Genomic DNA, 13175 nt, shown 5'->3' with positions numbered 1-13175 from the left:
AGTATTTTTTGGTTTTCAGTAAATGGTGATGGCAATGAACAATGATATGGCTTTAATTGAGCGTTTTTTAGATACCATGTGGATGGAGCGTGGTTTATCTGAGAATACGTTGGCTTCGTATCGAAATGATTTGGTGAAATTACTGCAATGGCTAGAAGATAATCATTATAAGTGTGCCTCTATTTCAGCAATGGGATTAAATGAATATCAAGCGTACTTGGTAGATAAAGAATATAAACAAACATCACGAGCGAGAATGCTGTCGGCTTTGCGTCGTTTTTTCCAATATTTACATCGAGAGAAAATTCGTGGTGATGACCCAACGGCACTATTAATGAGCCCTAAACTACCGCAACGATTACCTAAAGATTTGAGTGAGGATCAAGTAAACGATTTATTAGAAGCGCCTAATGTCGATGACCCACTAGAACTTCGTGATCGTGCGATGTTAGAACTGCTTTATGCAACCGGTTTACGTGTGACGGAATTAGTCAGTTTAACCATGGAAAATTTGAGCCTTCGTCAAGGTGTGGTTCGTGTTACTGGTAAGGGTGACAAAGAACGTTTAGTGCCGATGGGAGAAAATGCGGTAGATTGGATTCAAACGTTTTTAGACCAAGGACGCCCAGCGTTACTTGGTGAAAAAAGTTCAGATGTGGTTTTTCCAAGCAAAAGAGCAAGACAGATGACAAGACAAACTTTTTGGCATCGTATTAAGCATTATGCTGTGATTGCTGGTATTGATACGGATAAATTATCGCCACACGTCTTGCGCCATGCGTTTGCGACACACCTATTAAACTATGGTGCAGACCTACGTGTCGTACAAATGTTACTAGGACATAGTGATCTTTCGACAACACAAATATATACTCACGTAGCAACGGAACGTTTAAAACAGATCCATCAAGAGCATCACCCTCGTTCATAGTGATAAAGGGAACTTCTTGTTGGTTTACTACTCTACAATTTAAACCTTCTATTTTTACTTTTTTTATAGGTACTTTTATGTCATTTATTCGCCGTACTAGCGCGATGTGTATTGCTCTATTGAGTGTAATTTCTTTTACAGCATGTTCTGATGAGCAAGAAAAAGAGAAAGTGGTAGCGCCTTCTGTAGAAGTCTCTCAATCTGATTCAGAGCAAGCGATTACTCAACGTTTAACTGCATTGGGTTTACCTGTAGAAGCCATTCATGACTCTGAGGTTGATGGTTTTAAACAAGTAGAAACACCATTTGGTATTTTTTATGTATCAGATGATGGTAAGCATTTCATTCAAGGTCGTATTTTTGAGTTTGATGAAAATGGCAATATGAAAGATTTATTAGCGGCTCGTTTTGCAAAATTGGTTGATAGCCAAAGTGAGAACATGATTGTGTTCCCTGCTAAGGATGAAAAACACGTTATCACTGTATTTACAGATATCACTTGTGGTTACTGTACAAAACTTCATAAAGAGATGAAAGACTATAACGATGCAGGTATTACTGTTCGTTACTTGGCTTACCCTCGTCAAGGTTACCAAGGCTCTGTTGCAGATAAAATGGCACAAATTTGGTGTGCTGATGACAAACAACAAGCGATGGAAGACGCAAAATCACACCGTGCAATTAATGGTGAAAAACCAGCAACAGCTCAGTGTAAGAGCATCATCAAAGAACAGTATTTATTAGGTCGTAAAATGGGTGTAAATGGTACACCTGCAATTGTACTGCCTAATGGTGATCTTGTACCTGGTTACAAGCCAGCACAAGAGCTTTTGAAAGACTTAGAAAAATAATTCTTACGTAATTGAATTTAAATCCCCGCAATACTTATTTAACTTAAGTATGCTGCGGGGATTTTTTTATCTTTATAAACCTAACCTTGGGCCAAATCATGATTGAAGTGAAACGTCGTCTTATTCCAGAAATTCCAGCACTTCCGAGTTCAATTCCTTCAATCTTACAACGGATTTATGCAGCTCGTGGTATTACATCAAATGATCAGTTAGAGCGTGGTGCTAAATCCTTGCTCTCATTTCAATCAATGCATGGCATAACTAAAGCCGTTGATATTCTAGTTGAGGCGATCGCAAAACAAACTCGTATTATTGTCGTGGGTGATTTCGATGCTGATGGCGCAACGAGTTCTGCGTTATCTGTGATGGCATTTCGAATGATGGGCAGTAGTAATGTTGATTATTTAGTACCGAATCGTTTTGAAGATGGCTATGGATTAAGCCCTGATGTGGTGGATCAAGCCAAAGCGATGGGCGCAGAAATCATTATGACGGTGGATAATGGTGTTTCATCCATTGATGGGGTATTAAAAGCCAAAGAATATGGCATGCAAGTGGTTGTAACCGATCACCATTTGCCGGGCTCTTCTTTGCCTATTGCCGATTCAATTGTTAATCCAAACCTAGAAGAGTGTGCTTTTCCGTCTAAATCTTTAGCCGGTGTTGGCGTCGCGTTTTATTTGATGTTAGCGATTCGAGCTCGTTTGCGTGAAAACAACTGGTTTGAAACTCAAAATATTCCCATTCCTAACCTTGCTGATTTATTGGACTTAGTTGCACTTGGTACTGTTGCTGACTTGGTCGCGTTGGATGAAAATAACCGTATTTTAGTGCATCAAGGCATACAGCGTATTCGTGCGGGTAAGTGTCGTCCGGGCATACAAGCGTTAATCGAAGTAGCAAATAAAGTACCTTCTCGAATTGTGGCTTCTGATTTTGGTTTTGCGCTTGGGCCAAGAATTAATGCAGCAGGGCGTTTGGATGATATGTCATTTGGCGTTGAATTGCTGATGTCGAATAACATTCATGCAGCTCGTCGTATGGCTTCAGAGTTGGATGCCTTAAATCAAACTCGCAAAGAGATTGAGCAAGGGATGAAAGACGAAGCCATGGCCATTTGTGAGCGATTAGAATTTGGCGCACAAAGTGAACTGCCGTTTGGTTTGGTTTTATTTCAACGCGATTGGCATCAAGGTGTTATTGGAATTCTCGCTTCTCGCATTAAAGAAAAATATCACCGTCCAGTGATCGCCTTTGCTGATGGCGGCGATGGCTTTATTAAAGGGTCGTGCCGTTCTATCTCTGGCTTTCATATGCGTGATGCGCTGGATTTAATAGATACTCGAAATCCGGGGTTGATCTTAAAATTTGGTGGTCATGCGATGGCAGCAGGATTAACCATTAAAGAAGTGGATTATAAGAAGTTCAGTCAAGCCTTTGATGATGTGGTGCGTGAATCAGTAGAAGAAGAGACGTTAACTGGAGTCGTACTGTCAGATGGCGAGCTAACACCGGAAGAATTTACTTTAGGTACTGCAGAGATCATTCGAGCGGGCGGTCCATGGGGACAAGCTTTCCCTGAGCCTATTTTTGATGGTGAGTTTAAAGTATTAAATCAACGCTTGGTGGGTGAAAAACACCTTAAGTTGATGTTGGAACCACTGCATAAAGATTTTCCAACCAATAAAATGGTTGATGCTATTGCATTTAATATCGATGTTCGTCGCTGGCCTGATGCCTCTGTTCAAAAAGTAAAACTGGCTTATCGTTTAGATATTAATGAATTTCGAGGCAATCAAACATTACAATTAATGGTTGAATACATAGAACCAATGTAATTTCATTGCACTATAAAGAAAAAAGAAAGCAAAAAGGTTAACTAACACTAAACATCACGTTAAGTGATACCTAATGATATGTTGCATTTTTGCTTTGTATGAAAATAGAAAGGCGCGTATTCCGGCTAGAGGTTAAATAAAAAGAAAATTGGTGTGATTAAATTTACACCATTTTCTCAATCCTTATTGTTCTTGCTTTCAGAGGGTGAAATACCTCGATTTCTATCACACTTTTGGTTAAAATCTCTCGGTTATTTTTTATTCGGCGATGATAAAACACCATGTTCGAAATTAATCCTATTAAAAACCGTCTCCAGGATGTGTCTGATCGCACAAATATCCTGAGGGGGTACCTTTGACTATGATGCTAAGAAAGAGCGTCTAGAAGAAGTCAATGCAGAGCTAGAACAACCAGAAGTATGGAATGAACCTGAGCGCGCACAAGCATTAGGTAAAGAACGTGCTTCTTTAGAAGCGATTGTAGAAACTATTGACCAATTAGACCAAGGCGGCGAAGACGTTGAAGGCTTACTTGAGTTAGCAGTAGAAGAACAAGATCAAGAGACGTTTGATGAAATTGAACCAGAGCTTGCTGACTTAGAAGAAAAACTAGCGGCGTTAGAATTTCGTCGTATGTTCTCTGGTGCACATGATGCATCTGATTGTTATATTGATTTACAGTCAGGTTCTGGCGGCACAGAAGCGCAAGATTGGACATCAATGATGTTACGTATGTACTTGCGTTGGGCGGAAGCCAAAGGATTTAAAACGGAAATAATCGAAGTTTCTGATGGTGATGTAGCAGGCCTAAAAGGCGCAACAGTACGCATTTCTGGTGAATACGCTTATGGTTGGTTACGCACAGAAACTGGCGTACACCGTTTAGTTCGTAAATCACCATTTGATTCAAGTGGTCGTCGACATACCTCATTTGCCTCAGCGTTTATCTATCCTGAGATAGATGACAACATTGAAGTAGATATTAACCCTGCTGATTTACGTATTGATGTATACCGAGCTTCTGGCGCGGGTGGTCAACACGTAAACACCACTGAATCTGCGGTACGTATTACTCACGTTCCGACAAATACAGTAGTGCAATGTCAAAATGATCGTTCTCAGCATAAAAACAAAGCACAAGCAATGAAGCAGTTGAAAGCAAAACTGTTTGAACTTGAGCTTCAGAAACAAAACGCAGAGAAACAAGTAAACGAAGATTCTAAATCCGATATCGGGTGGGGCAGTCAGATTCGCTCATACGTATTAGATGATTCGCGCATTAAAGATTTGCGTACCGGCATTGAAAATCGTAATACGCAAGCCGTATTAGACGGTGATTTAGATAAATTTATCGAAGCCAGCTTAAAATCTGGATTATAAGAAAGGGTTCATTATGACTGACCAAGTACAACTAGATGAAAACAAACTGATTGCAGAACGTCGTGGTAAATTAGACCATATCCGTCAAGCATGTAAGGCGAATGGCCACCCGAATGACTTCCGTCGTGATAGTCTTGCGAGTGACCTTCAAGCTGAGTTTGGTGAAAAGACCAAAGAAGAGCTAGAAGAACTAAACCATATCGTTGCTATCGCAGGCCGTATCATGGCTAAGCGTGGTCCTTTCTTATTGATCCAAGAAGTGTCTGGTAAGATCCAAGCTTATGCATCGAAAGATGTGCAAAAAGAGCTTAAAGACAAATACCAAGGTCTAGATATCGGTGACATCATCGGTGTTAAAGGTGCTCTACATAAATCAGGTAAAGGCGATCTTTACGTGAACATGGAAGAGTACGTATTGCTAACTAAAGCACTGCGTCCATTACCTGAAAAATTCCACGGTTTAACTGACCAAGAAATGCGTTACCGTCAGCGTTATGTTGATCTTATCGTAAATGATGATTCACGTACTGCATTTGTTATTCGCTCTAAAGTGGTTTCTGCAATTCGTAACTTCATGGTTGATAAAGGCTTCATGGAAGTTGAAACGCCAATGATGCACGTTATCCCTGGTGGCGCTTCTGCACGTCCATTCGTAACACACCATAATGCACTTGATGTTGATATGTACCTACGTATCGCTCCTGAGCTTTACCTAAAACGTCTAGTTGTTGGTGGTTTTGAGCGTGTGTTCGAAATTAACCGTAACTTCCGTAACGAAGGCCTATCTCCACGTCATAACCCAGAATTCACAATGATGGAATTCTACATGGCGTATGCTGATTACAACGATCTAATGGATCTAACAGAAGCAATGCTATCTCAAGTAGCTATCTCTGTTCTAGGCAGTGATAAAATGCCTTACGGTGAGTATACCGTTGATTTTGGTGGCAAATACGCACGTATGAGCATGCTAGACGCGATTAAACTATACAACCCAGAGCATGCTGAGATTCAAGCGCTAACGTACGAAGGCGTTCAAGATCGTGACTTAATGGTTTCTATCGCGAAATCAGTGCATGTTGACGTTGAAAGCTTCTGGACATGTGGTCAGCTTCTTGAAGAAATCTTTGGTGAAACAGCTGAGCCTAAGTTAATGCAACCTACGTTCATCACTGAATACCCAGCGGATATCTCACCATTAGCACGTCGTAACGACAACAATGATTTCATTACAGACCGTTTTGAGTTCTTTATTGGTGGCCGTGAAGTAGCAAATGGTTTCTCTGAGCTTAATGATGCTCAAGACCAAGACGAGCGTTTTAAAGCGCAAGTTAACGCAAAAGAGTCTGGTGATGATGAAGCAATGTTCTATGATGCTGATTATATTACAGCGCTTGAGCACGGTTTACCGCCAACAGCGGGTCAAGGTATCGGTATTGACCGTTTAGTGATGCTATTCACTAACACTCACACAATTCGTGATGTTATTTTATTCCCTTCTATGCGCCCTCAAGCATAATTTAGAATAAAGTGATAAATTAAAGAGTAGCTTTTAAAGCTGCTCTTTTTTTTTATAAAAAGGAAAATATTAGAATACAAGCACACTTCCTCATCAATTGACCTAACTTTTACATTTCTTTTTAAAGTAGAGGAATGGCTATAAAAGTAATAAAAACACCTTCCTTTATATTATAAAATCAAACGCATCTCATAGATGAGGCATATTTCTTTCTGATATGTTAAGTATCATTTATTTTTTATCTGTAATTTTGTGTATTTTTGTTAAAAAGATGACGAACATCTCATTTATGAGACTGTGATGAGTCTTAAAACCTGTATAGTTGCCTTTAGAAGAAAGTTTAGTTGGTTAAATAAAGAATTTAGAGGTAAGGCTATGGGTACTCAGTTTCGTATGGATTCTGTTCCAGGTTCGTTAGTGGTTGTTGGTGGAAGTTACGAACCTTGGTTAGCAGTATTAGAACAAGTTGGCTGGCGTTGTCATCGTTGTTATGACCTTCGTGCAGCGCAAGCATTGTTTGATGAAATTGGGCCATGTATTGGTATTGTTGATCTAAGCCAAGATGATTTTAGCCTTAATGGTATTGCAACGTTAGTAAATAATAATAAACAAGTGCGTTGGATGGCATTTATTCGTGAATCACAACTAAGCTCAGATACTATTTGCCAATTTATTGTGAATTTCTGTATTGATTTCTTTACCGCTCCAATTCCTGATGCTCAGTTGCTAAGTACGATTGGTCACCAATTAGGTATGCTAAAATTAGAACGTAAAGTTTGGCCAAATATGGGTCAAAAATCGGATTTAGGCATTTTAGGTGAAGCGCCGGCAGTTAAGCGTCTACGAGATCAAATTCGTCGAGTAGCACCAACAGATGTTTCTATTCTTATCTCTGGTGAAAGTGGCGTTGGTAAGGATGCGGTAGCAAAAGCAGTACATGATTCTTCTGGTCGTAATAAAGGGCCATTTATTTCATTAAACTGTGGTTCATTATCTGATTCAAAAATAGAACAAGAGTTGTTTGGACTGGATTTATCCGATTACCAAGAGTCTAAACTGTTCCAAGCCAGCGGTGGTACTTTGTTCTTAAATGATATTAATGATTTACCAGCGACTCAACAGCAACATTTATTACGCTTTTTACAAGAAGGTAATATAGAAACAACTCAGGGTTTTATTGATCTTGATGTGAGAGTGATTGTTGCAAGCCATATTGATCTTGAAAAAGCGATAGAAGAAGGTAACTTTAAAGAAGAGTTATATTATCGTCTGAATGTACTTCGTATTCATGTCCCTTCTTTAAAAGAGAGAAGTTCAGATATTTCGATCTTAGCGGATCATTTTCTTCAACGCTATGCCAGAGAATACAATACGCAAGCACGTACTTTCTCAGAAGATGCAATGCAAACTATGCTGCATTACCAATGGCCGGGTAATGTTCGTGAATTAGTTAACCAGGTTAAACGTGCAGTATTACTTGCAGATAGCATGACGATAGATCTTGAGCATTTAGATCTTCCACAGCGCAGTGATACAAAACGAAGCTTACGTGTTATTCGTGAAAATTCAGAGCGTGATGCACTCTTGATGGTATTAGAGTCTCATGATGGTCAGGTGTCCTCTGCTGCAAAAGAGCTAGGAGTGTCGCGTGCCACCATGTATCGTTTATTGAATAAACATAACTTGATTTCTGAGCCAAGAAGCTACAGCTAATAAAAGCAAAGTTAGCAAAAGGGTCTTATCTTAATCAGAGATAAGGCCTTTTTTAATTAAAGAATGATTTTAAGATCGCATGAGTAAAATGAGTTTTTAAATAAAACCCTCTTGGTAGCGTTTTAATTGGATTTCCATTCTCCCCGTAAGCTTCAGTAAGGGCTCGGCTGTTTGCCGCTTTAGGTCTAAGCTGTAAAACTTCGCCATGCTTTGCCGTGATAGATTCCACTTTTCCTAAGACAATTAAGTCCATTAACTCTTCCCAATCTTGCTTTAATTGGTGCTCTTCTGCTATGGAAGGTTTCCACAGTACAGGATAACCAACATGTCGGTCACCGACAGGGATTTCTCGCTCTCCCTCTACAGGGATCCACAGAACATGAGCTAATTTATGGCGAACATGAGATTCCTCCCACTTTAAACTATGTACCCCAGTTAGAGGTGCAACAGAGACAAAAGTGGTTTCAAGAGGTTTTCCGCTATAACTGATCGGAATTGTTTTGAGTTCAATACCAAGATCAATGAAATCAGGCAATGGTTTACTGCCTGCAGAAGCGCCTAAATGCCATTCTAATAACTGCCCAACCCAGCCTTTATCTCGCTTTAAATTTTCAGGGACAGCTATCTCTGCTTGTTCAGCAAGTTCAGAGAGCGTATAGCCTGCAATGTTTTCAGCTCTGGTTAATAGTTCATTAATACTGTTTGGTGGTGGTTGCTTCATAGTGGCTCTTTAATGACGATAGAACGTTAAGATTACCATATAATCTTTTCTATTTAGCACTCTTGATTGGATCTTCTCAAGTTATCCACATTGAAGATTATTTTTTGCTCTATATTTGTTTTTATGGATCTATGTACAGTACTTTATTTCTTAATAAGTTATTGACTTTTTAAGGGCGAGCACATTATAGAGCTTGTAATTGTGGGTAACCATCAAGTTGCTCGATCTTTAACCGATCTGTGTTCATATTATTCAATCAGAGTTAAATAAAAAAGATCCAATTAAAGATCTTTTGTTTAACTTTATGTTTATTATGATATTTATTGATTTCCCATTATTATCTTTACTCTATTGATAAATTGATTTTTATTGCTCAATTTGATTTGTTTTTATCTTCTTCACAAAGTTATACACAGAAAAGGTGAATAAATGTGGGGCAGCTCTCATTGTTATGTTGATAAGTTCTCTTGTGATTAAAAGTTATTCAATAAAAGAGGTTATTTTAGTAAAACGTGATAAGAAAGCGTGATCCTGTTTGCTCAAAGAGACGATCTGTGAAAAAATCATAGGCAATATAAGTTTAAGATGAGGTCATCCAGTGATAGATGGCGATGGTTTCCGCCCGAACGTCGGGATAGTGATATGCAATAGCCATGGTCAAGTATTCTGGGCGAAACGATACGGACAACATTCTTGGCAATTTCCACAAGGTGGCATTGATGATGGTGAGACACCAGAGCAAGCAATGTACCGAGAATTGTATGAAGAAGTTGGTCTGACAAAAAATGATGTACGTATTTTAGCAAGTAGCCGCCATTGGTTACGATATAAATTACCGAAGCGTTTAGTTAGATGGGATTCAAAACCTGTCTGTATTGGGCAAAAACAGAAGTGGTTTTTGCTACGCTTGGAATGTGACGAATCCAAGGTGAATATGCAAAGAGATCGCACGCCAGAATTTGATGGTTGGCGATGGGTAAGTTATTGGTACCCAGTTAGACAAGTGGTTTCATTTAAGCGTGATGTTTATCGTCGAGCCCTCAAAGAGTTCGCGGTAATTGCTATGCCGTTTAAGGAACGAAAATTTAAAAGGAAAGGTAAAAAAGGTTAAGCGGTCGATACCTTATAACCTTAAGGATTGCCTCTTATGCTTACTCAACTCAGGGACATAGTTGATCACGTCGCTAAAGCAGAATCGCTCGATGATGCTTTAGCGTTATTAGTGAAGAATACCCGTCACTCAATGCGAACAGAGTGTTGCTCAGTCTATTTAATGAGTAATGATAATCTGCGTTTAGAATTGATGGCTACCGAAGGTTTAAAAGCCAAGCCGAATACCGTTTCACTTGGTATTGATGAAGGGCTTGTAGGCCTGGTTGCCCGTAGCTGCGAGCCATTAAACCTCGCTAATGCCTCAGTACACCCCTCGTATAAATACATTCCAAGTATTGCTGAATATAAATTTAACTCTTTTTTGGCGACGCCGATCATCTATCGTCGGCAAAATTTAGGCGTTTTAGTTGTTCAACAGAAAGAGAAACGCCAATTTACAGAAGTGGAAGAATCCTTTCTTGTTACGCTTTCTGCTCAACTTGCAGTGGTATTAGCGCACGCGAAAGCACACGAAAGTTGGTCTGCTCATCTACAAACTTCAGTAATACAACAGAAACAATTTAAAGGGATCTCTGCATCTAATGGCGTAGGTATTGCCCCTTTATGGTTTGATGATGCCCAACCTAAAATAGAAGCAATTTTACCAAGTTCTTGTCTTGATATTGAGCTGGAAAAAGATCGTTTAGGTACGGCGGTTGAGTTAGCACTAAAGGATTTTAGACGTTCGAAAAAGCGTTTTGAGCAAGAGCTAAACAACGAAACGTTAGCAATCTTTGATCTCTTTACTCACTTATTAAATGATCCAATGCTGAAAGCTGATCTGAAAAAACAGATCGATAAAGGGGACTCTGCTGAGTGGGCATTGCGCCAAGTTATTGAGTCTTATGCTGGCCGTTTTGAGAGAATGAGTGACTCTTATTTAAGTGAGAGAGCAAATGACGTTAGAGAGCTAGGACAGCGTTTACTCTACTTTTTGAACTATGAAGATAACCTAGATATTGAACTGTCTCACCCTGTTATTTTGGTGACAAACCAATTAACAGCTTCAATGCTTGCGAGTATCCCAAAAGATAAGTTAAGAGGGGTTATCTCTCTTGAGGGGGCAGCTAACTCTCACGCTGCTATTTTATCTCGAGCTTTAGGCATTCCAGCGATTATGGGCGTAGAGTTTAACCCAGCTCATTACCATAAATCATTAGCCATTGTTGATGGTTACAGTGGCTTGCTTTATATCAAGCCGACAGAAGCGCTAACTCAAGAATACATCGAATTACAAAACGAAGAGATCGCACTCTCTGAGTTAATAACACAAGATCTAGATAAACCAACATTAACGCTAGATGGGCATTTGATGAAGATCCATCTTAATGCCGGATTAAGCGCAGACTCAAGCATTGCTGTTAACCAAGGGGTTGATGGTGTAGGGCTGTATCGCACCGAAATACCCTTTTTATTGCATCAACGATTTCCTTCTGAAGAAGAGCAATATTTGCAATATAAGGCAATTTTAGAAACCTATCCTCAAAAACCAGTCATCATGAGAACATTGGATATTGGTGGGGATAAACCGTTACCTTATTTACCAATAGAAGAAGATAATCCATTTTTAGGTTGGCGTGGTATTCGATTTACTTTAGACCACCCTGATATCTTTTTATTGCAATTAAAAGCGATGGTAAGAGCCAATATTGGCAATGAAAATTTATCGATTATGTTGCCGATGATTTCAGGGATACCAGAATTAAAACAAGCACGAGTGTTGATTAATCAGGCTTATGAAGAGGTGCTTAGTGAGTCTGATGAAAGCTTCTCAAAACCACGCATAGGTATGATGGTTGAAGTACCCTCAATGCTGTATTTATTACCCAGGGTTGCAGGACTTGTTGATTTTATTTCTGTTGGTACTAATGACTTAACTCAATATTTATTAGCAGTAGATAGAAATAACTCACGAGTTTCTCATGTGTATGAGTCTTATCATCCTGCGGTATTGTTAGCATTAAAACAGATTATTGATACGGCAAATCAGTGTAGATTACCCGTGAGTGTCTGTGGAGAATTGGCGGGTGATTCCATTGGATGTTTATTGTTGATGGGCCTGGGTTACAACAGTTTAAGTATGAATACCTCTAATGTAGCAAAAGTTAAGTATATTATTAGACAGGTAGGGTTATCAGAAATAGAAACGCTAATAGCCAAACTTTTACACCATGATGATGCAGAGCAAATTTTAGCTGATATGATGGCGTTTTTTGAAGAGAAGAATCTTTCAGGATTTATTCGAGCAGGTAAATAAATGTCAGTGGATTTTTGGTCTATTTTTGCACTCTATCTTGCATTAGGCAGTGTTGTTGGAGTAATGGCTGGCTTATTAGGCATTGGTGGTGGATTACTTGTTGTTCCTGCATTGTTATGGTTACTTCCCCAAGCAGGGATTGACGCTACTATTGCAATGCAAATGGCATTAGGAACCTCACTAGCGACCATTATATTCACCTCAAGCTCATCGGCATGGAACCATTTACGTTTAGGTAATGTCGAAGTGGGGCTTATTAAAAGTTTAGCACCAGGGGTTATTCTAGGCGGTTTTATTGGCAGTTACCTTACCGAATTAATACCAGCACATTATTTACCGAAAGTGTTTGGTGTTATTGTGCTTTTATTAGCTCTACAGATGCTGTTAGCGCTTAAATTTACGGCGACAAGAATAATGCCGCCACCGCTTAAAGTTGCGACATCCGGTGGTGTTATTGGTATCGTGTCTAGCTTAGCGGGCATTGGTGGTGGATCACTAACGGTACCTTATTTAAGTTTTCATGGTGTTGAAATGAGAAAGGCCATTGGCAGTTCTTCATTATGTGGCACATTAATCGCTATTGCAGGCATGATAGGGTTTGTAATACATGGTGTAAATGTGGAAAACTTACCGCCAATGAGTTTAGGTTACGTTTATTTACCCGCATTGTGTGGTATTAGCTTTACCTCTATTTTAACCACTAGAGTTGGGGCTAAATTAGCGTCACATTTACCAACACCGACATTAAAAAAAATCTTTGCCGTATTTCTAGTATTTATTGGCAGTAAAATGTTCTTAGGATAAGAGAGTAAT

The 13175-nt window shown here is 39.4% G+C and carries 10 protein-coding genes; 9 read left to right on the top strand and 1 reads right to left on the bottom strand.

Annotated elements, in window-relative coordinates; genetic code table 11:
- Nucleotides 1-34: 34 nt before the first annotated feature.
- From xerD to PVK63_RS11315, 6 genes are all read left to right on the top strand, one after another.
- On the top strand, nt 35-931 hold the full coding sequence (gene xerD / locus PVK63_RS11340; protein ID WP_105055533.1) for a site-specific tyrosine recombinase XerD: 897 nt from the start codon (nt 35-37) through the stop codon (nt 929-931).
- A 77-nt stretch (nt 932-1008) separates the two neighbouring features.
- Nucleotides 1009-1782 carry a bifunctional protein-disulfide isomerase/oxidoreductase DsbC gene (dsbC, locus tag PVK63_RS11335; protein ID WP_274440492.1) on the top strand — a complete coding sequence of 258 codons (774 nt, stop codon included), beginning with the start codon at nt 1009-1011 and terminating at the stop codon, nt 1780-1782.
- A 98-nt stretch (nt 1783-1880) separates the two neighbouring features.
- A complete protein-coding gene (gene recJ / locus PVK63_RS11330; protein WP_274440491.1) occupies nt 1881-3620 on the top strand; it encodes a single-stranded-DNA-specific exonuclease RecJ in 1740 nt (579 codons plus the stop codon).
- Between the two features lie 281 nt (nt 3621-3901).
- Nucleotides 3902-5000, top strand: a protein-coding gene (gene prfB / locus PVK63_RS11325) for a peptide chain release factor 2 (protein WP_130044328.1) whose coding sequence is annotated in 2 segments (ribosomal slippage) — nt 3902-3976 and nt 3978-5000 — 1098 coding nt in all. Because the reading frame shifts where the segments join, the coding sequence is not laid out codon by codon here.
- Nucleotides 5001-5013: 13 nt separating this feature from the next.
- Nucleotides 5014-6519 (top strand): lysine--tRNA ligase, encoded by a 1506-nt coding sequence (gene lysS / locus PVK63_RS11320; RefSeq protein ID WP_130046884.1) that lies wholly within the window; start codon nt 5014-5016, stop codon nt 6517-6519.
- Nucleotides 6520-6894: 375 nt separating this feature from the next.
- Entirely contained in the window at nt 6895-8232 is a 1338-nt protein-coding gene (locus tag PVK63_RS11315; RefSeq protein ID WP_130044326.1) for a sigma-54-dependent transcriptional regulator, read from the top strand.
- Nucleotides 8233-8284: 52 nt separating this feature from the next.
- Here PVK63_RS11315 and mutH read toward each other — a convergent pair whose 3' ends face one another.
- Nucleotides 8285-8953 (bottom strand): DNA mismatch repair endonuclease MutH, encoded by a 669-nt coding sequence (gene mutH, locus PVK63_RS11310; RefSeq protein ID WP_130046883.1) that lies wholly within the window; start codon nt 8951-8953, stop codon nt 8285-8287.
- Nucleotides 8954-9551: 598 nt separating this feature from the next.
- Between mutH and rppH the strand changes: the two genes are divergently transcribed.
- From rppH to PVK63_RS11295, 3 genes are read left to right on the top strand one after another with little or no spacing between them, the layout of a single operon-like run.
- Entirely contained in the window at nt 9552-10064 is a 513-nt protein-coding gene (gene rppH / locus PVK63_RS11305) for an RNA pyrophosphohydrolase (RefSeq protein ID WP_122036636.1), read from the top strand.
- A 36-nt stretch (nt 10065-10100) separates the two neighbouring features.
- Entirely contained in the window at nt 10101-12362 is a 2262-nt protein-coding gene (gene ptsP / locus PVK63_RS11300) for a phosphoenolpyruvate--protein phosphotransferase (protein WP_274440490.1), read from the top strand.
- On the top strand, nt 12363-13166 hold the full coding sequence (locus tag PVK63_RS11295; protein ID WP_151655441.1) for a sulfite exporter TauE/SafE family protein: 804 nt from the start codon (nt 12363-12365) through the stop codon (nt 13164-13166).
- The last annotated feature ends 9 nt before the right edge of the window (nt 13167-13175 follow it).

The sequence above is a fragment of the Aliivibrio sp. S2TY2 genome (genome assembly GCF_028765525.1).
Lineage (GTDB): Bacteria > Pseudomonadota > Gammaproteobacteria > Enterobacterales > Vibrionaceae > Aliivibrio > Aliivibrio finisterrensis_A.
The sequence above is the reverse complement of the archived record's forward strand: the minus strand, read 5'-3'. Positions and strand labels throughout refer to the sequence as shown.

Coding starts and splice junctions, on each gene's coding strand:
- xerD (WP_105055533.1), top strand. CDS start 35: ATGAACAATGATATGGCTTTAATTGAGCGTTTTTTAGATACCATGTGG.
- dsbC (WP_274440492.1), top strand. CDS start 1,009: ATGTCATTTATTCGCCGTACTAGCGCGATGTGTATTGCTCTATTGAGT.
- recJ (WP_274440491.1), top strand. CDS start 1,881: ATGATTGAAGTGAAACGTCGTCTTATTCCAGAAATTCCAGCACTTCCG.
- lysS (WP_130046884.1), top strand. CDS start 5,014: ATGACTGACCAAGTACAACTAGATGAAAACAAACTGATTGCAGAACGT.
- PVK63_RS11315 (WP_130044326.1), top strand. CDS start 6,895: ATGGGTACTCAGTTTCGTATGGATTCTGTTCCAGGTTCGTTAGTGGTT.
- mutH (WP_130046883.1), bottom strand. CDS start 8,953: ATGAAGCAACCACCACCAAACAGTATTAATGAACTATTAACCAGAGCT.
- ptsP (WP_274440490.1), top strand. CDS start 10,101: ATGCTTACTCAACTCAGGGACATAGTTGATCACGTCGCTAAAGCAGAA.
- PVK63_RS11295 (WP_151655441.1), top strand. CDS start 12,363: ATGTCAGTGGATTTTTGGTCTATTTTTGCACTCTATCTTGCATTAGGC.